The organism is Microbacterium sp. MYb64 (assembly GCF_002979495.1).
GTDB lineage: Bacteria > Actinomycetota > Actinomycetes > Actinomycetales > Microbacteriaceae > Microbacterium > Microbacterium azadirachtae_A.
On sequence record NZ_PCOW01000011.1, the window covers coordinates 12446 to 32897 of the forward strand.

A 20452-nucleotide genomic window follows, 5' to 3' on the forward strand; every position below is an offset into this window, starting at 1 on the left:
GACTCCCCTTCTCACAGGCGTGGCGGGCCCTGTGCGGACGAGGCTCGACCTACCCTGGTGACATGGCGCGCTCACCCTTCACTCTAGCCGCGGCGGTCACGGCGGCGGTGCCCGGAGCCGATGTCGTCGGCGCCCGTGCCCTCTCGTCCGACGGCGACGCCCGTTTCGACTCCGCCGTGGCGACGCTGGCCGATGGCACCGAGGTCGCGATCCGCGCATCGAACGACGACGAGACCGCCTCCGAACTCGCCAAGGAGAGCCTGGCGTTGCGCGCGCTCACGCCCGGTGCGCGCTCGATGCTGCGCTTCGCCGCACCGGAGCACCTCGGCGACGGACGCGTCGGAGACACGCGCGCCCTGGTCACCACGCTCCTGCCCGGCTTCCAGATCGATGCCGCGGACGTGCCGTCCGGCCCCGGCGCCGCCGTCGCGATCGGCAAGGCGATCGCCGGCGTGCACGCGCTGCCCGTCTCCGTCGTGCGCAACGCCGGCCTGGCCGAGCGGACGCCTGCCGAGGCCCGCGAGGACGTACGCGTCCTCATCGATCGGGCCGCCTCGACCGGACGGGTCTCGGCGCGTCTCACGGTCCGCTGGCGCGAGGCCGTCGAGGCCGACGACCTGTGGCGCTTCGAATCCGCAGTCACTCTGGGTGGCGCGCACGCGGAATCGTTCCTGTTCGCGGACGACGACGAGCGCGGCCCCCGCGTCACCGGCGTGGTGGGCTGGCATGCGCTGTCGATCGGCGACCCCGCCGTCGACCTCGCCTGGCTGACCATGGCCGCCGACGCGCGCTCCGACGTGCTCGACGCCTATGCGTCGGCCACGCTGCGCGCCCCCGACGAGGGTCTCTCCCCGCGGGCGCGCCTGCTCGCCGAGCTCGAGCTGGCGCGCTGGCTGCTGCACGGGCACGACACGCACCGCGCGGACATCGTCGACGACGCCGCACAGCTGCTGGACGCCCTCGCCGACGGCATCCACGACGACCTGGCCCCGCGCGCGGGAGCCGGCGCCGGCGTGGACGAGGCGATGTCCGCCCTGGACCGCGTGCCCGCCACCGGCGCGACCAGGATCGACACCTCGATGCAGACCGACACTTACGACGCGAGCGCGTTCGCCGGGATCTCGATGGACGACACCTCCGCCTTCGGGCCGCGCGGCGGAACTCGCTCCGAGGCCGGGGCCCCGGAGCAGGGCGAGCAGGACCCTGCAGCGGACGATGCCGAGCGGGAGGATCTGACGGCGACCGGTGCGATCGCGGACCTGGATCCGAACGCCACCGAGGATCTCGGCGACCTGCGCGAGTCCTTCTCCTCCACCGGCAGCGACCCTCGTGGCAGCCTCCCCGACGACGATGAGGACGAGGACGAGAATCGCCCGGCGCGCCCCGGCACGCTGCTGCCGAGCGAGGGCGGCATCGCGGGCTCCGACCCCGATGTCGCCGAGGCTCACCGCGCGGCGCGGGCCGCGTTCCAGCGCTGGACCAGCGCCTCCTCCGAGTAGACGACGTCGCCCCGCAGCACGAGGTCGTCGGCGACGTAGAACAGCGCCACGTCGATCTCGTCCAGGGGCACGCCGAACCGGCGGTGGTAGGCGAGCCGGTACAGCGCCAGCTGCAGCATGCGCTCCTCGCGCTCGGCCGCCGTCCCCGGCGGCCTGCCGGTCTTCCAGTCGACGATCTCGATCCGTCCGCCCCGGTCCTCGCGCCGGTAGACGGCGTCGAGCTTGCAGATCACGATGCGCGCGGGCTCGCCCTCGCCGACGGGCAGGGCGAAGTCGATCTCGGTCTCCACGGCGATCGGCTGGAGCGTCGCCCATTCGCTGCGCTCGAAGATCTCCCGCAGGCGCGCGAGGTCCTCGGCATCCGCGCGGGCGATCTCGTCCCCTGCCTCGCCGGCAGGGCTCGTGTCTCCCCCGGACAGCGAGGCGAGATCGTCGTCCAGCTCCCAGAGCGCGTCGTCCAGAGAGGTTCCGACGCCGACGGATCCCGAGCGGTGCTCGACCCACGCGTGGAAGAGCGTGCCGAGCCTGGTCTGCCGGTAGGGGCGCTCGGGCATGGGTCGGGCGATCGTGCGGATCGTGCCGCCGTAGTCGGTGACGTAGTCCTTGAAGCGTGAGGCGGGTACGCGCGTGGGCGCGTCGGCGATCATCCCGCGCTGGCGGGCCGCCCGCTCGACCAGCAGTCGCTCGAGCTCCTCGCTCGGTGCCGGGGCCTCCGGATCCGCCATCGCGCGGCGCACGTCCTCGGCCGCGCCCGCGACCCGGTCCCTGCGTCCGCCGAGCGGATCCATCGGCCACACGCTCGTGCGGGCCGCGCCCTCGTACGGGTTGTCCTCGGACTCCGGCCCGGGCAGCGGGTCGAGGCCGAGCTCGTCGATCGCATCCAGCAGGTAGGGGCTGGGCTTGCGCATGTTCTTCTGCCCTGACCAGTGCGAGCCGGTCAGGAGCAGGTCGGTGCGCGCCCTGGTGACGGCGACGTAGGCGAGCCGGCGCTCCTCGGCGCGCTGGTAGTCGCGGTAGTCGTCCTTGAACCGGCGGAGCGCGCCGCCGTGCGGATAGGCCTTGGTGACGCCCGCGGCGAGCGAGTCGAGGGCCGCCTTCTCGCGCTTGCGGGGGTCGTCGCCGACGGCGTCCCTGGCCGATTGCGGATCCCAGCTGAACCGCGGCAGCGCGTCGCAGTCGCCGCGCAGGGCGAACGGCACCACGCCGAATCCGAACCAGCCCTGCGCGTCGGAGATCCGCCCCGGCAGCTCGTCCTCGACGAGCCGCACCACCGCGACCGCATCCCACTCCAGCCCCTTGGAGCCGTGGATCGTGAGCAGCTGCACCACGCCGGGCTCCGGCGGCTCGGTCCGGGGCATGAGCTCGTCCGTCATCTCGGCCTTGTCCAGCCAGGCGAGCAGGCTCGAGATCGTGCCGCGGTCGTCCGCGACGAGGAACGCGCGCACCTCGTCGCCGAAGGCTCGCAGCTGGGTCGCCGCGACCCTCGCCGGGCCTCGCGTCTCGTTCACGGCGAGCTCGATGTCCAGCCGCAGCTCCGACTCGATCGTGCGGATGAGCTCGAGGATCGGCTGACCGGCCGCCCGGCGCAGTCGCTCCAGCATCTCTCCCGCCGCGCGCAGCCTCGCGCGGCCGGTGGGGCTGATCCGCTCCAGCAGCCGGTAGTCGTCGCGGGCGGAGCGCACGAAGTCGACGGCGTCGACGATCGAGACGGCCTCGTCGGCGCCGCGCGAGGAGCGCAGACGCTGCTTGAGCTCGTCGGTCAGCGGCGCGAGCGACCCGTCCCGCACGGCGAGCTCGCGCGCCAGATCGTACAGCGCCGCCATGTCGGCGACCCCGATCGCGAAGCGCGGCCCGACGAGGAGCCGGATCAGCGCCGATCCCGCGGTCGGATCGTGGATCACCCGCAGCGCCGACACCACATCGACGACCTCGGGCGTCGCCAGGAGCCCGCCGAGGCCGAGGATGCGGTGCGGGATCCCCTGAGCGGCAAGGGCTCCCGCGAACGTCTGCATGTGCCGCTTGGAGCGGAACAGGATCGCCCCGGTGTGTTGACGAGCCTCGTGCGGGCGTCCCGCCTGCGCCTCGTCGTGCGCGGCGCGGCGCTCGGCGAACCACGTCGCGACCGCCGCGGCCTCGTCGTCCGCGGTCTCGCCGTACTGCACCTGCACCCGGCCCGCGCCGGATCCCGGACGCGGCTCGAGAGCCGGGACGTCGAGCCCAGGGCGCTGCAGCGGGAGCAGCAGGCGGTTGGCCACGTCGAGGATCCGCTCGTCGTTGCGCCAGCTGGTCATCAGGCTGTAGGTCTCGGCGGTCCGCTCCGCGGCGAAGGTGCGCCCGAACGCGTACAGGTTGTCGGCGCTCGCGCCGCGCCACCCGTAGATGGACTGGTGCGGGTCCCCCACCGCCATCACGGCGCCGTCGCGGAACAGCGCGGCGAGGAACCGGGTCTGGATCACGGAGGTGTCCTGGTACTCGTCCAGCAGCACGACCCGGTGCTGCGCGCGCAGTTCCGCGCGCACGTCGGGGGACGCCTGCACGATGTCGAACGCGCCGCCGACCTGGTCGGCGAAGTCGAGGACGCCGCGGCGCCCCTTCTCCGCGATGTACTCGCGGACCAGATCCGCGAGGATCGGCATCGTCCGGAGGTTGTCCACGGCCTTGGCCACGTCGGCGTTGCCGCGATAGGGCTCGAAGTCGTCGGCCTGCTCGACCGCGATGCGGACCATCGCCTCCAGGTCGACGCGGTGGTCGAGCACGTCGCCCGCGAGGCGCTGGACGGCGTCGATCACGCCGTTCAGCGAGCGGTCCACCTCGTCGAGCCCTGGAAGATCCGCGCGCAGCACGACGGCGCGGGCGATGAGCCACGACGCCGACTGGCTGAGCATCGCGGAGTCGGGATCCCGGCCGATGTGCGCCGCGTGCTCGCGCACGATGCCGTCCGCGAACGCGTTGTACGTCGACACGCGGGGCCGGATGATGAGGTCCTCCGCCGCGCGGGGGGCCGCCGGATCCCAGCCGGTGTCGAATCGCACGGCGAGCTCGTCCAGCACCTCGCGCTGCACGACCGCGCGCTGCGCGGGGTTCGCCGCCGCGGACACCCGGTCGAGCGCGCCGGTGCGGACGATCTCGGGAAGATGGGGCAGCAGGCCGCGGCGGCCGTACTCGTCGATGCGGTCGAGGCGCAGCGCGATCCGCTCGGCGAGCTCGCCGGCGGCCTTGCGGGTGAAGGTGAGGCCGAGGATCTCGTCCCGCGCGACGAGCCCGTTCGCGACGAGCCAGACCACGCGGCCCGACATGGTCTCGGTCTTGCCGCTGCCCGCGCCCGCGACGACGAGCGCCGGCGTGGGAGGCGCCTCGATCACCCGCTGCTGCGCCAGTGTCGGCGTGGGCAGCCCGAGGGCCGCCGAGATGTCGGTGGCGGCGATGCCGTGGCCGCCCTCCCAGGCGCCGATCCCGCCGTCATCCGCCACCGAGGCGTCCGCGACGACCTGCTCCCCCGCGCCGCTCATGCGCTCACCGCCGGGATCGTGTGGATACGGCACGGGCTGATCCGCACCTGGGTGTCGGCGCAGTGCGCCTCGACCTGGGCCGTGAAGCTCGACGCGGCCATGCCGCGCCCTGCCTCGGCCACGCGCTCCAGGAAGGCGGCCCGCGCCTCATCGCCCAACCGGTGCTGGTGCGCGACGCGGTAGGGGCTCTGCCCGATGGTCTGCGCGACGAGCACGAGGCGAGCACCGGCGAGCGCGGCGGGATCCGCGTCCTCGACCTGTCCCTGTTCGACCGCGAGCTGATACGCGGCCAGTTGGGCGTGCTCTGCCACGAGCGCCTCCGTCCCCGGCTCGTACTTGCCCGTCTTCAAATCCACCACCACCACGCGCTCTCCCCCTGCACCGTCCGCCATCGTGTTCCAGGTGCGCCCGCGCGCCGCCTCGTGCTCCCCTCCGCCCGCCGGATACGCCTCGACACGGTCGATGTAGCCGCTGACGACCGCCTGCTGGGCGGGTTTCTCCGCATCGACGGGGTGCGCGGCGGGTTCGGCGGCGAGGTCGACGGCGAACCGGAATCCGCCCTCCGAGGAGACCACCCTTCCGCCCTCGCGTCGCACCTCGGCCAGATAATCGTGCAGTCGCTGCAGGTAGAGGTCGGCTCTGCGGCGCTCCTTCGCGTCGATCCACGGCGTCTCGAAGTCGAGCTCGCCCCAGCGCTCCTCGAGGATGCGGCGCATGGCCTCCAGGTCGCCGTCCGGCACGTGCTCCATCGCTGCGTGCACGATCGTGCCGATCCCGGCCGACGGCGGTGCGACCGTGTCGCCGCCGAGCGCGGACACGACCCAGTTCACCCCGCACTCCTCGAACGCCTCGAGCCGCGAGGGCGAGACCGGCACGGACCCGGTGTCGAGGTCGCGCAGAGGTCGCTCATCGGACGGAGGGCGCACGCCGAACCACTCGTCCGGATCCGCACCGGGGACATCGGCCTCGGCCAGCAGACGCAGCTGCCCCGCCGCCTCGGCACGTGCCACCGGATCCGACGAGGTGGTCAGCACCCTGCGGTGCTTCGCGACCAGACCGCGCAGCGTCAGCGGATGCGCATGCCGCTCCTGAGGCGGCAGCGGATCCGGAAGGAACCCGAAGAACGCGCTCGGGCTCTGGTCGTCGTCGTCGACCGCGGTGACCAGGAGCCTGTGGCGGGCGCGGGAGAGCGCCCGCACGAAGAGTCGCAGCTCGTCGTGCAGCGCCGCCCGGCGCCGGTCGAGCGTGGAGTGCTCGTGCTCCGGCTCGCCCGAGCGGGCAGCGGCGACCGCCTCGCCGAGCCGCCATGTCTCCAGCAGTCCGCCACGCAGCCGCACGTTCGGCCAGACCCCGTCCTGCGCTCCGGCGATCACGACGGCGTCGAACTCGGTGCCGAGCGCGGTCGCGGGCGTCATCAGGGTGACCGTGGCCGGACGCTCGGGAGCGGACAGGGAGTCCTCCGGCACCTCGCTGTCGAGGATGTCATGGATGAACGCCTCAGGACCCTTCTCCGGCGCGCGCTCGACCGAGCGCTTCGCCGCGTCGAACAGGGCGACCAGGGCGTCCAGTGCGCGCGCGGTCTCGGCGCCGGAGGGCGAGCTCGCCGTCTCCTGCCACGCGAGCGCGAGGCGCCGGCCGTCGGCGGCGCGCGAAGAATCCCACACCCGCCAGAGCAGCTCGTGGATCGTCTCCCCGCGCTGCCGGGCTTCGCGCACCTCGTGCAGCACGGTGCCGAACCGGTCCGCGACGCGCGCCTCGGCGGTGTCCAGCAGGGCGAGCCTGGCGGGTTCGGCGATGCCGTCGCGCAGCAGCAGTCGCGCCGGGGCGGATCCGCCGGCCTCCAGCTCGAGGTGCCGCAGCCGCGCGCGCAGTCGCCGCAGCCCCACGCCGTCGAGCCCGCCGAACGGCGTGCGCAGCGCCTCCGCCAGCAGTTGCGGATCCCGCTCCGCCGGCTCGGCGAGCGCCAGCCGCACGATCCCCACGATGTCGCGGACGACCGTCTCGCTGCCGAGCGGGCGCTGCACGCCTGCCGCGCGTGTGGGCACCTCGCGGGCGGCCAGCTCGGCTTCGAGCGCGGCGACCTGGCGGGTGTCGTGCGCGATCACCGCCATGCGCTCCCAGCCGATGCCGTGGAGCAGGTGCCACTCCCGCAGCGTGCGCGCGATGAGGTCGTGCTCCTCGTGCGGCGACGGCGCGATGAACGCCTGCAGCGCGTCCCCTGGGGCATCGGCCGCCGCGGAACCGGGAGCGCGACGATGCTCGATCCGCCCCGAGGCTCCGATCGTCTGCACCACGGTGCGGGTGAGCGCGGTGAGCGGCGGATCCTGCCGGTGCGCCTCGTCGAGCACGTGCACGTCGCCGAGCATGGTCACGAGGCTCGCGAACAGTTCGGGGCCTGCGCCGCGGAACGCTCCCGAGGAGATGTCCGGATCCCCGAAGGCGAGAACGGCGATCCCGCGGGTGCGGAGCGCCGCGACGAGGGCCACCCCGCCCGCGGTCAGCTCCTGCGCGTCATCGATGAGCACCACGCGCAGCCGGCCGAGCGGCCCCAGCATCTCCGGCTCCGCGGTGCGCAGGATCGCGGCGGCCTCCGCCAGCAGATCCGCGGCATCGCGGTGCGCGGCGCGGGCACGGTCGAGCACGCTCCGATACGACAGGGCGAAGGATCCGACCGCGCGCCAGGCCGGACGCTCCGACCGCTCCAGCTCGGCCGGGGTGACGCCGAGTTCGGTGCACTCGGCGAGGAACGCGCGCAGCTCGGAACGGAACGCCCGCGACGACCGCACCGCGGCGCCGAGGTTCTCCGGCCAGCGGCTGCGGATCCCTTCGCCCTCATCCTCCGCCTCGCCCGCGAGCAGATCCGCGATGATGCGGTCCTGATCCGCGCCGGTCAGCAGCGCGGGCGGCTCCTGCCCCGCGTGCACCATCGTGCCGCGCACCAACTGGAAGGCGAACGACCCCAGGGACCGCGCGAGCGGGCCCGGCGTCGCGACGCGCACGCGCACGCCGATCCGATCGCGCAGCGCGGTGGCGGCCTGTCTGTTCGGGGTCAGCGCGAGCACCTGCTCGGGGGCGAGGCCGCTCTCGACGAGCGCCGCGATCCGCTCCACGAGAGCGTGCGTCTTGCCGGTGCCCGGCGCGCCGATCACCGTGCCGACCGCCGCCGAGGGCGCGTCGATCACCGCCGCCTGCGCAGGGGTGGGGGCGGGCTGTGCGGGCATGCTCCCACGCTATCTGGCGCGACCGACATCGCCCTCCGCGCCGGGTGGTCTGTCATGGCCTGCCCGCGGATCCGCCCGGGGCCCGCCGCCCGGGGCCCGCCGCCCGCCGCCCAGGGACACATTTGCAGGACGGATGCACGTCCGCAGGAGATTCCGCCCGGACCCGTCCTCGGAAGCTGCGATCGTCCTCCAGAAGTCGTCGGGCGCCCGGGCGTCATGGTCGCTCGCCGCCCTTCCGCGGCCCCGGATCCGGACTTGTGGTCGCCCGGGCAATCGCCATCGGCGAACACCGCGGCACACGCGGTCCCGCCCTGCGGACCCCGCGATAGAGTGACGAGACCTCAACCTTTCAAGGAGCATTCCCGTGGAGATCCGCATCGGCATCATCAACACCGGCCGTGAGCTCAACTTCGAGACCTCGGCCTCCGCGGACGAGGTGCGCGCGCAGATCGCCGGCGCCCTCGACCAGGGCGCGAGCCACCTCTCGCTGAGCGACACCAAGGGCAACTCCTACATCGTGCCGACCGCGAACCTCGGCTACGTGGAGCTCGGGACCGAGGAGTCCCGCCGCGTCGGCTTCGTGGCCTGACCCGAGGCCGGCCGCGTGTACATCCTGCTCGCGCTGATCGCCGCCTGCGCGCTCGGCGTCGTGGTGCACTACGCGATCCCTCACCGGGATCTTCGCGGAGTGGCCCTCGTCCCTGCGGTCGCCACCGCCATCGCGGCCGCGGCCTATGCGCTCGGACAGTGGGCCGGGCTGAAGGAGTCGAGCGTGTGGCTGTGGCTGCTCGCCCTGGGCGGCGCCGTCGTGGTCTCCGCGGCCGTCGGCATCCTCCTCACGCGGGTGCGCCGCCACGGCGACGCCGTTCGCCGCGCCGAGCTCGGCGTCTGAGCCGAGGGTGGCCGCCTCCTCCGGCGGCGATCCTCGGCGTGATACCCGTCGCGATCGCCTGGCGGCTGACCCGCCGGCTCGAGCGGATGCAGGCGATCGCCGCCGGCTGAGCGTCCTCGTCAGGACGCGAGCCCCATCGCGTCCATGCGGCGGGCGTGCGCGCCCATCAGCTCGGTGAAGACGGGTTCGAGCCGGTCGTTCTCGGCGCCGGGGAGGTGCGGACGCAGCGCCGTTCTGGCGACCAGGATCGTGTCGCCGACGAGCCGGCGTCCCCACATCGACAGCAGCGAGCGCCACTGTTCGTCGCTCGCGATCGTCGCCTGCACGATTCCGACGATCTCGTGCCGGTCGTCGGCCTCGGAGAGGATCCTGGCGACCTCCGCTCCGATCTCGCCGTAGCTGGACGCGAGCGAGATATAGAAATCGTCGAGCATCCCGGCCGTCAGGTACACCGCGAGCATGGTCTCCGCGATGCGCGGCCCGAGGGTCTTCCGCCGGAACGCGTCCAGCTGCTCCCGGAACGGGAGCATCACCTCGGTCGGCCGGTCGCCGTGCGCGGCGATGATCGCGACGATCGCGTGGTGCTTGGCGAGTGCGGCGCCGGCCGCGCGGGAGAGGATCTCCTTCTCCGCCAGATCGTCCGTGGCGCGGATGAGGCGGGTGAGCGTCTCGAAGTAGCCCAGCTGCAGATACGCGGCCTGCCCGAGGAAGGTGTTCAGCTCGGGCGCCAGCTCGGCGAAGTCGACGCGGGTCGCGTCGCCCACGTCGCCCCGGGAGCGGAGCACCAGGGTGCGTCGCGGCGCCTTGTCGCGCTGCCAGAACCACCTCACCACGCGCCCAGCCTAGTGGAGCCGCTCGGCCGCATCAGGGGCGGCGCGCGCCCCGCGTGATCCGATCCCGAGGACGGGGGCCTGCTCCGGTAGGCTGGAACCCGCTCCGGCGACGGATCGGAGCCCCGCGCCTGTGCATACGGATTCGGCGTGGACCCCATCAACGAGGCGGCGCCACGATCGCAAGGCCCGCCGGACAGGCAATCAAAGACTGTGACTTCTTTCGCCGATCTCGGCATCGATCAGGACATCGTGGACGCCCTCGCGGCGAAGGGCATCGTCGACGCCTTCCCGATCCAGGAGCAGACCATCCCCCTGGGCCTTCCCGGCCAGGACATCATCGGACAGGCCAAGACCGGCACCGGAAAGACCTTCGGCTTCGGCATCCCCGTGGTGCAGCGCCTCGGTCTCGACCCCGAGCACGGCGTCAAGGCGCTCATCGTCGTCCCGACCCGCGAGCTCGCGGTGCAGGTGTACGAGGACATGGACCTGCTGACCAGCAACCGCTCGACGAGCGTGGTCGCGATCTACGGCGGCAAGGCCTACGAGGGACAGATCGACCAGCTCAAGGCCGGCGCGCAGATCGTCGTCGGCACCCCCGGCCGCCTCATCGACCTCGCGAACCAGCGCCTGCTCGACCTCTCGCACGCGACCGAGGTCGTGCTCGACGAGGCCGACAAGATGCTCGACCTCGGCTTCCTCGCCGACATCGAGAAGATCTTCTCCAAGGTCCCCGCGGTGCGCCACACGCAGCTCTTCTCGGCGACCATGCCCGGACCGATCGTGGCGCTGGCCCGCCGGTTCATGACGAACCCGATCCACATCCGCGCGAACGACCCCGACGAGGGCCTCACCCAGGCGAACATCAAGCACCTCGTCTACCGGGCGCACTCGCTCGACAAGGACGAGGTCATCGCCCGCATCCTCCAGGCCGAGGGGCGTGGCAAGACGGTGATCTTCACGCGCACCAAGCGTGCGGCGCAGCGCCTGGTCGACGAGCTGAGCGATCGCGGCTTCAACGTCGGCGGCGTGCACGGCGACATGGGTCAGGATCAGCGCGAGCGGTCGATGGCCGCGTTCAAGGCGGGCAAGAGGGACGTGCTCGTCGCGACCGACGTCGCCGCCCGCGGCATCGACGTCGACGACGTCACCCACGTGATCAACCACACGATCCCGGACGAGGACAAGACGTACCTGCACCGCGCCGGCCGCACCGGCCGGGCCGGCAAGACCGGAATCGCGGTCACGTTCGTGGACTGGGAGGACCTGCACAAGTGGGCCCTGATCAACCGCGCACTCGAGTTCGGCCAGCCCGAGCCCGTGGAGACCTACTCGTCGAGCCCGCATCTCTACGAGGACCTGAACATCCCGGCCGGCACCAAGGGCCGCCTGGTCACCGCGCCGGTGTCCGAGAAGCCCGCCCGCAAGCAGCGCGAGCCGCAGCGGGCCGCCGACGCGGCCGCGGAGGGCACGAGCGACGGCACCACGCGCCGCCGTCGCCGCCGCCGCAACGCGGAGGACGAGGTCGGATCGACGTTCGCCGAGGGTGCGGAGGCTCCCGCCGCCAAGGCCTCCGGTTCCGGTGACGCCGATCGCGCCGCCGAGGGATCCGGAACGCACGACGGCCAGGGTGCGGAGCACCACGACGGCAAGCCGGCCGCTCAGCGCCGTCGCCGCCGCCGCCGTCGCCCCTCCGGCGGTGCCGCCGCCGGCAGCGCCCCGCAGCCCGGGGCCTGACCCCGCGGGCCTGCCCGCGCGCCTGCGCCTGTCCCCGCACCGCGCTCATCTCTGACCGCGAGACTTCAACTGGGCGACGAGACTGCACTTCACATGTGCAGTCTCGTCGCCCAGTTGCAGTTTCGCGGATAGCTCCCCCGGTGCGGAACGGCTACCGGGTGCGGACCGGGTACACCGGGGCGGAGCCGAAACCGCTGTCGATGATGCGCTGCAGCATCGCCGGATCCGTGGTGTTCTCGCCGGGGACGTTCGGCTTGCCCGCGCCGTGGTAATCGCTGGACCCGGTCACGATGAGGTCGTTCTCGGCGGCGATGCCGCGCAGCCAGGCGCGCCCCTCCGCCGTGTTCTCGCGGTGATCGATCTCGAGCCCGGCCAGGCCCGCGTCGATGAGACGCCGCACGGTCGCATCCGTCATGCGCTCGCGTCCCGCGGGGTGCGCGATCACCGGCACTCCCCCGGCCCCGACGACGAGTTCGATCGCCGTGAGCGGATCCGGCGCGTAGTGGGCCTCGTAGTACCCCTGTCGCGGGTGCAGGATCCCGTCGAACGCCTCCCCGCGATCGCGCACGATCCCGCGTGCGACCAGCGCATCAGCGATGTGCGGCCGACCGACGGTCGCCCCCGGATCCGTCTGCTCCAGCACGTCCTCCCAGCGCAGCGGATAGTCGCGGGCGATGCCCTTCACGATGCGTTCGGCCCTGCCGATGCGGTCCTCGCGGATCCGGGCGGTCTCGGCGGCGAGGTCCGGATCCGTCGGGTCGAACAGATACGCCAGGACGTGCACGCTCCGCCAGCCGTCCTTGGCGGACAGCTCCATACCCGGGATGAACGTCATGCCGTGCGCCGTCGCGGCCGCGGCCGCATCCACCCATCCGGCCGTCGTGTCGTGGTCGGTGAGCGCGATGGTGCGCAGCCCCTCGTGCGCGGCGCGCTCGACGAGGGTCGCGGGATCCTCCGTGCCGTCGGAGCGGTTCGAATGCAGATGCAGATCGACCGGCCCGTCGAAGAGGGCGGGTCGTGACGTCGGATCGGCATCGGTCATCCTCCGAGCGTAGCGATTCCGCACGTCCGGAGACCGCCCCGCGCCGCCGTGGACCGCCGACCGCCACGCGCCGCGCCGCCGTGCTCGTCCTCTGCGGATCCAGGGCCATACTCCAGAACCCTCACAGATCCGCTCGCCTAGGCTCGAAGGCGATGTTTCGACTGATCGGGATCCTCCTCACCGTCCTCTTCGCGATCGCCACCGCGGTCGTGACCTGGCCGCAGTTCTTCCACCTCGAGCAGACGTTCCCGATCACGCAGATCGTGGCCTCGCGCGCGGTTCTCGTACTCGCGTTCGGCGCGATCCTCGTGCTGGCCCTGCTGCTCCTCCTGGCGCGCCCGCTGCGCGGCTTCGCGGCGTCGATCGCGCTCGTGGCGCTGCTCGGCGGCGGCGCGTCGGCCGCCATCCTCGCGCTGCGCGGCGTCGACACCGCCGATGCCCTGCCCGAGAAGACCGCGACGAGCGTGCGCGTGCTGGCCTGGAACACCGCGGGCGAGGCCGTCTCCGCCGGCGACATCGCGAACACGATCGTCACCCAGAAGGCCGACATCGTGGCGCTGCCGGAGACGACCGAGGCCGTGGGCGAGGAGATCGCGCTCACGCTGCGCGAGGCGGGGCACCCGATGTGGGTGCATCACGTGCAGTACCGCCCCGAGGTCACCCAGGGACCGGACTCGTGGCAGACCACGGTGCTCATCTCCCCCTCGCTCGGCGACTACTCGGTCATCCCCTCCTCCGCCGACGGATCCAGCAACACGTCCTCGGTGCCGAGTGCCGTCGTGATGCCGGTCTCGGGCGACGGGCCCACCGTCGTCGCCGTGCACACGGTCGCCCCGCGCCAGGAGGAGATGGCGGACTGGACGCGGGATCTGCGCTGGGTCGCCGACCAGTGCCCTGCCGGGAAGAACGTGATCCTCGCCGGCGACTTCAACGCGACGCTCGACCACATGGGCGGGCTCGGCACGGACGGCGGCGACCTCGGCGCCTGCCGCGACGCGGCATCGCGCTCCGGCTCCGGCGGGGTCGGCACCTGGCCGACGTCGGTGCCGGTGCTCCTCGGCGCCCCGATCGACCACGTCATGGCCACGACGCACTGGCGGGCGACCGGATCCGCCGTCCTCCCCGCCGGCACCGGCGGCAGCGACCACCGCGCGCTCATCACGCAGCTCGAGCGCGCGACCCCCTAGCGCCCGTCCGGAGCAGGGGCGGATCCCGCCGTCGGCTCAGCGGCGTGCGCGCGCCCTGGCGACGAGCGCGGCGATCCCCCGCCAGCCCACGAGGAAGACCAGCAGCGTCACGGTGGCGACGAGGATGAACGCGACCGCAGTCGTGCCGCCGCTGACGACCCGCAGGATCATCCCCAACACGACGGTGATCACGACCAGCCCCGCCCCGGTGCGCAGCGGCGCGGCGGGCACTCTCCAGGCCCGGAGCGCGAGCCAGCCGACCACGAGCCCGACCAGGAACGGCCAGGCCGTCTCCAGGACGCCCAGCGCGTCGATGCCGTGCTCGTGGCTCGCGCGTCCGATCGCGGCGAACACGATCACGAGCACGGCGTCGATCCCCACCGCCCACGGCCAGGACAGGGCGGATCGGCGGGCGGGGGCGGCTTCGGTCATGCCTCCACGCTAGCCCGGCGGACTATGCGCCACGGCGCCGCGGGGTCCGGATCCGGATCCGGCTCCTACCCTGATACTCCGCTATCAGCAAGCATTGAAATGGCTGGGAGACGCGGCTAGAAACGATGCAGGGCCATCCGCCCGCGCCGACCTGGTCGGCACCCACCCCCACGAGAGGACCCTCACTGATGAGGATGCCAAACGCCCACCGCTCGTTCCGCACCATCGCCTGCACCGTCGCGGCGCTGGGTCTGGTCCTGGCGGGCTCCGTCAGCGCCACCGCGGCGACGAACGAGCCGTCGACGCCCGTCCCGATCACCCCGCCGGACGGCACCGTGATGAGCTACGTGGTCAACATCGGCCACGCCAACCCCGGTCAGACCCGCAAGGCGGAGAAGGCCGTGACCGAGGCCGGCGGCGTCGTCGTGCAGAGCTGGCCCGAGATCGGCGTGGTCATCGCGCAGTCCGACCGCGCGGCGTTCCGCGACACCGTGAAGGCCAAGGGCAAGAACGTCGTCGCGTCGGTCGGCGCGACCCGCACGGTCGAGGTCAAGGACAAGGTCACCGGCCCGCAGGCGCCGTGGGGACCTGGCGCCTCCGGCTGGAAGCAGGGCAAGAACAAGCCCGTCAACGGCGACGAGCCCACCGAGCCGGTGCCCGCAGCCGCCTCCGACTCGCTCGAATCCCAGCAGTGGGACATGATGATGATCCAGGCGGATCAGGCGCACCAGGTCACCGACGGCAACCGCAACGTCCTCGTGGGCGTGCTGGACTCCGGCATCGACCCGACCCACCCCGACCTCCAGGCCAACATCGACGTCGCGGACTCCGTCAACTGCACCACGGGCGGACGGCCCGACCAGGCCGAGGGCGGCTGGTACCCGACCACGTCCGACCACGGCACGCACGTCGCCGGCACGATCGCGGCGGCCCGCAACGGCGTGGGCATCGTCGGCGTCGCCCCGAACGTGCGCCTCGCGTCGGTCAAGGTCGTCAACGACGACGGATTCATCTACCCCGAGTACGCGGTCTGCGGCTTCATGTGGGCCGCGCAGCGCGGGATGGACGTGACCAACAACAGCTACTACATCGACCCGTTCGAGTTCTGGTGCGACGACCAGCCCGACCAGGCGGCGGTCCGCGAAGCCGTGGCCCGCGCCGTGAACTGGTCCAACTCGAAGGGTGTCGTGAGCGCTGCAGCGGCCGGCAACTCCGGCCTCGACCTGACGGTGAACACGCGCGATGAGGGCAGCCCGGACGACGCCGCCCAGCCGACCCCGCGCACGATCAACCAGGGCTGCAAGGACATCCCCGCGCAGGTCCCCGGCGTCGTGACCGTCTCCTCGCTCACGCAGACCGGCCAGCTGTCGTACTTCTCCAACCGCGGTCTCGGCGAGATCGACGTGGCGGCGCCCGGATCCCGGATCCTCTCCACGATCCCCGGCGGGAAATACGGCCTCAAGAGCGGCACCTCGATGGCGTCCCCGCACGTCGCCGGCGTGCTCGCGCTCATGAAGTCCGCACACCCCGAGCTGACGCCCGCGCAGATGGTGCAGAAGCTCGAGGACGACGCGACGCCGACCGCATGCTCGACTCCGCAGTACGACGAGGGCGCCGCGTGCGTCGGCACGCCGGAGCTGAACAGCTACTACGGTCACGGCATCGTGAACGCGCTCAAGGCCGTGCAGTGATCTGATCCCGATCGACAGGAGGGGCTCGGATCGCCGAAACCGGCGGTCCGAGCCCCTTCGTCGCCTGCCACCCGGATCCTTCTCACACCAGCCGGTGAGAGGATGGATCCATGACCTCCGAGCACGACACGATCGAGCAGCAGGGCGACGCCGCCGCGACCACCTCGACCATCACCAACCGCCGCCAGCCCTTCCCCCAGGGCTTCCTCGACACCATCTCCACGGGCTGGGCCGAGCGTCCTGAGTCCTCGCCCGCTCCGCGCGCGCAGGCGCCGTACGCCGCGGCCCGGAGGGCGGCCGTCTCCGCGGCCTTCCCCGGCAAGCGCCTCGTGATCCCCGCCGGATCCCTCAAGCAGCGCAGCAACGACACCGACTACCCGTTCCGCGCGCACTCCGCGTTCGCGCACCTCACCGGGTGGGCCGCCGACTCCGAGCCCGACTCCCTGCTCGTCTTCGAGCCCACCGCGGACGGTCACGACGTGACCCTGTACTTCCGCGAGCGCGCCGACCGCACCACGAGCGAGTTCTATTCCGACGCCACGATCGGCGAGTTCTGGATCGGACCCCGTCCCGCCCTCGCCGGCGTCGCCGCGGACCTGGGCGTGGCCACCGCGCACCTCGACGACTTCGCGGCGGGCGACCACGACCTCGTGGTCGACGAGGATGGCGAGCTCACGCAGTTCGTGTCCGAGCTGCGCCTCGTCAAGGACGCCTACGAGGTCGCCGAGATGCGCCGTGCCGTGGAGATCACCGCGAACGGCTTCGACGACATCATCCGCGACCTCCCCCGCGCGATCGCGCACCCGCGCGGCGAGCGCATCGTCGAGGGCGTCTTCCACCAGCGCGCCCGCAGCGACGGCAACTGGGAGGGCTACGACACGATCGCCGCGTCCGGCCCGCACGCCTGCTACCTGCACTGGACCCGCAACGACGGCGCCGTGCTGCCGGGCGACCTGATCCTCGTCGACGCCGGGGCCGAGGCCGACAGCCTCTACACCGCCGACATCACCCGCACGCTGCCGGTGAGCGGCACGTTCAGCGACGTCCAGCGCCGCATCTACGACACCGCGGTCGAGGCCGCGGACGCCGCGTTCGCCGCCGCGAAGGTCGGGGTGCTGTTCCGCGAGGTGCACGCAGCCGCGATGGACGTGATCGCGCGCCGCACCGCCGAGTGGGGGCTGCTGCCCGTCACCGCCGAGGAAGCGCTCGACGCCGACAACGGCGGCCAGCACCGCCGCTACATGGTGCACGGCACGAGCCACCACCTCGGCATCGACGTGCACGACTGCGCCCAGGCCCGCCGCGAGATGTACTACGACGGCACGATCGAGCCCGGCATGGTGTTCACGATCGAGCCCGGTCTGTACTTCCAGATCGACGACCTGACCGTGCCGGAGGAGTACCGCGGCATCGGCGTGCGCATCGAGGACGACATCCTCATCACCGCCGACGGCCCGGTGAACCTCTCGTCCGCCATCCCCCGCACCTCCGCCGAGGTCGAGGCCTGGATCGCCCGCGTGCAGGGATCCGCGTCCTGACCGCCCACGGGCGTCGAGACCCCCTCTGAACGCCGAAGCCCCCTCGCAGTTGCGTGACTGCGAGGGGGCTTCGGTGCTGCGAGGGGGCCTCGGCGTAAGTGGCCGCGACCGGGAGCGCGCGGCGCGCTCAGCGCGTGGTGCGCTCGCGCAGCGCCGCGGCCATCTGGCGCACGGCCTGCTCGATCACGGGGCGGGGCGTCGCGAGGATGAAGCGCAGGTACCCCTCCCCCGCGGCGCCGCATGCGATCCCGTCCGTCATGGCGACGCCCGCGTGCTCGCGGAAGAACGCGGCGGGCGAACCCTCGATGCCGAGCCCGCGCGCGTCCAGCCACGCGATGTAGGTGCCCTCCGGCGCGCGGTAGCCCATCTCAGGGATGTGCTCCGCGAGGAGGTCGCCGAGGATCCGCCGGTTGCCGTCGAGGTAGTCGAGCGTGCCGTCGAGCCACTCCCGGCTCTCGTCGAAGGCCGCCGTGGTCGCGATGACGCCGAGGTTCGCCGTGCCGTGCTCGGCCCAGGCGACCTCCGGCCGTGCCCACGTCTCCCCATCCGCGTCGTTCGTCAGGATCACCTGCGCCGCCTTGAGGCCCGGCAGGTTGAACGCCTTCGACGCGCTCGCCGCCGTGATCGTGTGTCCCGCGGTCACCGCGCTGATGCTCGCATAGGGGACGTGGCGGTGCGGCGCGAAGACCAGCGGCGCGTGGATCTCGTCCGAGAACACGCGAGCGCCATGCCGCGCGACCACCTCGGCGACCGCTTCGAGCTCGGCCCGCTCGAACACGCGCCCGAGCGGGTTGTACGGATTGCACAGGATCAGCAGGCCCCCGCCCTCGGCGAACGCCCGGTCGATGCCGTCCAGGTCGTAGACGTGGCGCCCGTCCTCGACGAGCATCGGAACCTCGATGATCTCGCGATCGTGCATCGCCGGGATCGTGAGGAACGGCATGTACGCGGGGGTGGGCAGCACGATCTTGGAACCGGGAGCCGTGAAGAAGTCGATGGTCCCGCGCAGCGCGGTGAGCACGTCGGGCACGGGGCGGATCCGCTCCGCCGGCACGTCCCAGCCGTAGCGGTCCCGCTGCCACCGCGCCGTCGCCTCGGTCATGCGCGTCCGCACGGCCGCCGGCAGGTATCCGGTCAGGCCGTCGTCGATCGCGCCCTTCATGGCGGCGGCGATCGCCGGGGCGGGCGGGAAGTCCATCTCGGCGACGAACGCGCCGATCGCCTCGGGGAACACCGACCACTTCAGGCTGCCGATCTCGCGCAGCCTGTCGATCCCGATCGCGTCCAGCTCCTCCGCCGTGCTCATGCGTCTCCCTCTTCGTCCTTCCCTGATGCGCCCGGTACGGACGCATCGATCACGAAACCCGCCCGGACGAAGCCGGCGACGAGAGGCGCCAGATCCGCCCCGATCTCGTCGGACGGGCGTTTGCGGCCCTTCACCTCGAACGAGTGCCCGCCGCCGTCGATCCAGACGATCCGCGCGTCCTGGCAGGACGCGACGGCCTCCTCGAGCTGCGAGAGCGGCTGCACGAACGGGTCGTTCGAGCCTTCCACGAAGAGCTGCGGCTGCGCGACCGCCGGCAGATGCTCGATCCGGGGCTTCTCCGGCTTGCCGGGCTGATGCAGCGGATAGCCCAGGTAGACCAGCGCGTCCGCGTCGAGGCCGGCCTCCTCGGCGGCGGCCATCGACGCCATCCGTCCGCCGTAGGACTTGCCGCACGCGACGACGGATCCGGATCCGCGCTCGCGCGCCGCCGCGATCACGGCCCGCCAGGCGAGCATCGCGTGCGCGGCGGGGCCCGGCATGCGCCGCCCCGCCTCGAGGTACGGGAAGGTGAACCGCAGCGTGTGCAGGCCCGCGGCCCGCAGCGCGGCGGTGAAGCCGGTGAGGAACGGATGGTCCATCCCCGCTCCTGCCCCGTGCGCGATCACCACGGTCGGCGCGGCGGCCCCGACGTCCGCGCCGCCGCTCGCGGGCCCGAACACCGCCGACACCTCGACGGTCCCGGCGGGGAGCGGGACCGGAAGACGGAACCGCTCCTCGGGGAGCGCGGTCATCGCGCGGCGCCGTCGCCCGCCGGGTTCTCGCCCTCGGCGGGGTTCGCACCCTCGGAGGGCTTGTCTGCGACGGGCGCGCCTTCGACCGGCTCGCCCTCGACCGGCGGCGTCGCCGCGGGTGCGGCAGCAGGGCCGTCCGTCGGAGCGGCGGGCGTCTCCACGGGCGCCGGCGGCACAGGGACGACAGGCGGGGCCGGCGGCATCGGCGGACGCTGGGGCACGATGCGCTCGCCGTAGCGGGGCGGCTCCTCGATGCGCTCGCCGTACTGCGGGGGCGCGACCGCGGGACCGGCGGCCGGGCCGGCGGCCGGTGCGGCGGCCGCCCCTGACGGCGGGACGGGCGTCACGGCGCGGCCGAGCACCTGGCGCGCCTTGCCGACGGAATCCGGCAGCACGGTCACCTCGTAGTGGTCGGCCTTGAGCTGCATGACGCTCGCGTAGTCGCGGCGACGACGCACGATCGAGTACGTGATGAGACTCAGGATCATGCCGATCGCGACGCCGACGAAGAGGATCCCGACGAAGGCCTGCATCGGCACGGAGGGATTGCCCAGCACGAAGATCGCCGAGAGGAAGAGTCCGATGAGCACGCCGTTGACCGCGCCGGAGCGCGCGGCGTTCGCATAGCCGAGGCGGCCGGTGACCCGTTCCACGGTCTGCACGCCGACGCCGACGATGGCGATCGCTCTGGCCGGGATCTCCCCCGCGATCAGCTGCGAGACGAGCTTCTGCGCGGCCTCGTACTCCGAGACGGAGGCGACCGTCTCGCCGATCTCGCCCGCGGGGCCTGACGCGTTCATCATGCTCATCGGTCCA

The 20452-nt window shown here is 72.7% G+C and carries 15 protein-coding genes; 7 read left to right on the forward strand and 8 right to left on the reverse strand.

What is annotated here, in order from left to right; genetic code table 11:
- Nucleotides 1–62: 62 nt before the first annotated feature.
- A complete protein-coding gene (locus CQ044_RS11130; RefSeq protein WP_105688538.1) occupies nt 63–1499 on the forward strand; it encodes a phosphotransferase in 1437 nt (478 codons plus the stop codon).
- Here the strand turns inward: CQ044_RS11130 and CQ044_RS11135 are convergent.
- Both CQ044_RS11135 and CQ044_RS11140 read right to left on the reverse strand, forming a co-directional pair.
- Entirely contained in the window at nt 1445–5008 is a 3564-nt protein-coding gene (locus CQ044_RS11135; protein ID WP_105688625.1) for an ATP-dependent DNA helicase, read from the reverse strand. The two genes, CQ044_RS11130 and CQ044_RS11135, sit on opposite strands and share 55 nt — an antisense overlap.
- Nucleotides 5005–8229, reverse strand: a complete 3225-nt coding sequence (locus CQ044_RS11140) for an ATP-dependent DNA helicase (RefSeq protein ID WP_105688539.1) — start codon at nt 8227–8229, stop codon at nt 5005–5007. Before CQ044_RS11140 ends, CQ044_RS11135 begins: the two co-directional genes overlap by 4 nt.
- Nucleotides 8230–8593: 364 nt before the next feature.
- On the opposite strand from CQ044_RS11140, the gene CQ044_RS11145 reads away from it, so the two are divergent.
- Together CQ044_RS11145 and CQ044_RS11150 are read left to right on the forward strand one after the other, a co-directional pair.
- The gene (locus CQ044_RS11145) at nt 8594–8818 is read left to right on the forward strand and encodes a DUF3107 domain-containing protein (RefSeq protein ID WP_045272255.1); all 225 of its coding nucleotides are present in this window, start codon (nt 8594–8596) and stop codon (nt 8816–8818) included.
- 15 nt (nt 8819–8833) lie between these two features.
- Nucleotides 8834–9121, forward strand: a complete 288-nt coding sequence (locus CQ044_RS11150) for a hypothetical protein (RefSeq protein WP_105688540.1) — start codon at nt 8834–8836, stop codon at nt 9119–9121.
- Nucleotides 9122–9240: 119 nt separating this feature from the next.
- Here CQ044_RS11150 and CQ044_RS11155 read toward each other — a convergent pair whose 3' ends face one another.
- On the reverse strand, nt 9241–9954 hold the full coding sequence (locus CQ044_RS11155) for a ferritin-like fold-containing protein (RefSeq protein WP_105688541.1): 714 nt from the start codon (nt 9952–9954) through the stop codon (nt 9241–9243).
- A 210-nt stretch (nt 9955–10164) separates the two neighbouring features.
- Here CQ044_RS11155 and CQ044_RS11160 point away from each other — a divergent pair, with 210 nt between their 5' ends.
- Nucleotides 10165–11688, forward strand: a complete 1524-nt coding sequence (locus tag CQ044_RS11160; protein WP_105688542.1) for a DEAD/DEAH box helicase — start codon at nt 10165–10167, stop codon at nt 11686–11688.
- Between the two features lie 151 nt (nt 11689–11839).
- Here CQ044_RS11160 and CQ044_RS11165 read toward each other — a convergent pair whose 3' ends face one another.
- Nucleotides 11840–12730, reverse strand: coding sequence for a PHP domain-containing protein (locus CQ044_RS11165; protein WP_105688543.1), 891 nt, complete (start codon nt 12728–12730; stop codon nt 11840–11842).
- A gap of 152 nt (nt 12731–12882) precedes the next feature.
- Between CQ044_RS11165 and CQ044_RS11170 the strand changes: the two genes are divergently transcribed.
- Nucleotides 12883–13917 (forward strand): endonuclease/exonuclease/phosphatase family protein, encoded by a 1035-nt coding sequence (locus CQ044_RS11170; protein ID WP_105688544.1) that lies wholly within the window; start codon nt 12883–12885, stop codon nt 13915–13917.
- A 36-nt stretch (nt 13918–13953) separates the two neighbouring features.
- Here CQ044_RS11170 and CQ044_RS11175 read toward each other — a convergent pair whose 3' ends face one another.
- Nucleotides 13954–14349 (reverse strand): DUF3054 domain-containing protein, encoded by a 396-nt coding sequence (locus CQ044_RS11175; protein WP_105688545.1) that lies wholly within the window; start codon nt 14347–14349, stop codon nt 13954–13956.
- A 188-nt stretch (nt 14350–14537) separates the two neighbouring features.
- On the opposite strand from CQ044_RS11175, the gene CQ044_RS11180 reads away from it, so the two are divergent.
- Nucleotides 14538–16040: a S8 family serine peptidase gene (locus CQ044_RS11180; RefSeq protein ID WP_105688546.1), complete on the forward strand. Its 1503-nt coding sequence runs from the start codon at nt 14538–14540 to the stop codon at nt 16038–16040.
- Between the two features lie 110 nt (nt 16041–16150).
- The gene (locus tag CQ044_RS11185; protein WP_105688547.1) at nt 16151–17578 is read left to right on the forward strand and encodes an aminopeptidase P family protein; all 1428 of its coding nucleotides are present in this window, start codon (nt 16151–16153) and stop codon (nt 17576–17578) included.
- 127 nt (nt 17579–17705) lie between these two features.
- Here the strand turns inward: CQ044_RS11185 and CQ044_RS11190 are convergent, their stop codons facing one another.
- The 3 genes from CQ044_RS11190 to CQ044_RS11200 are packed head-to-tail and all read right to left on the reverse strand — an operon-like array spanning nt 17706 to nt 20445.
- Nucleotides 17706–18884 carry a MalY/PatB family protein gene (locus CQ044_RS11190; RefSeq protein WP_105688548.1) on the reverse strand — a complete coding sequence of 393 codons (1179 nt, stop codon included), beginning with the start codon at nt 18882–18884 and terminating at the stop codon, nt 17706–17708.
- Nucleotides 18881–19636 (reverse strand): alpha/beta family hydrolase, encoded by a 756-nt coding sequence (locus CQ044_RS11195; RefSeq protein ID WP_105688549.1) that lies wholly within the window; start codon nt 19634–19636, stop codon nt 18881–18883. Before CQ044_RS11195 ends, CQ044_RS11190 begins: the two co-directional genes overlap by 4 nt.
- Nucleotides 19633–20445, reverse strand: a complete 813-nt coding sequence (locus CQ044_RS11200; RefSeq protein WP_181158284.1) for a general stress protein — start codon at nt 20443–20445, stop codon at nt 19633–19635. Before CQ044_RS11200 ends, CQ044_RS11195 begins: the two co-directional genes overlap by 4 nt.
- Between the last annotated feature and the right edge of the window lie 7 nt (nt 20446–20452).

Coding starts and splice junctions, on each gene's coding strand:
- CQ044_RS11130 (WP_105688538.1), top strand. CDS start 63: ATGGCGCGCTCACCCTTCACTCTAGCCGCGGCGGTCACGGCGGCGGTG.
- CQ044_RS11135 (WP_105688625.1), bottom strand. CDS start 5,008: ATGAGCGGCGCGGGGGAGCAGGTCGTCGCGGACGCCTCGGTGGCGGAT.
- CQ044_RS11140 (WP_105688539.1), bottom strand. CDS start 8,229: ATGCCCGCACAGCCCGCCCCCACCCCTGCGCAGGCGGCGGTGATCGAC.
- CQ044_RS11165 (WP_105688543.1), bottom strand. CDS start 12,730: ATGACCGATGCCGATCCGACGTCACGACCCGCCCTCTTCGACGGGCCG.
- CQ044_RS11170 (WP_105688544.1), top strand. CDS start 12,883: ATGTTTCGACTGATCGGGATCCTCCTCACCGTCCTCTTCGCGATCGCC.
- CQ044_RS11175 (WP_105688545.1), bottom strand. CDS start 14,349: ATGACCGAAGCCGCCCCCGCCCGCCGATCCGCCCTGTCCTGGCCGTGG.
- CQ044_RS11180 (WP_105688546.1), top strand. CDS start 14,538: ATGAGGATGCCAAACGCCCACCGCTCGTTCCGCACCATCGCCTGCACC.
- CQ044_RS11185 (WP_105688547.1), top strand. CDS start 16,151: ATGACCTCCGAGCACGACACGATCGAGCAGCAGGGCGACGCCGCCGCG.
- CQ044_RS11190 (WP_105688548.1), bottom strand. CDS start 18,884: ATGAGCACGGCGGAGGAGCTGGACGCGATCGGGATCGACAGGCTGCGC.
- CQ044_RS11195 (WP_105688549.1), bottom strand. CDS start 19,636: ATGACCGCGCTCCCCGAGGAGCGGTTCCGTCTTCCGGTCCCGCTCCCC.
- CQ044_RS11200 (WP_181158284.1), bottom strand. CDS start 20,445: ATGAGCATGATGAACGCGTCAGGCCCCGCGGGCGAGATCGGCGAGACG.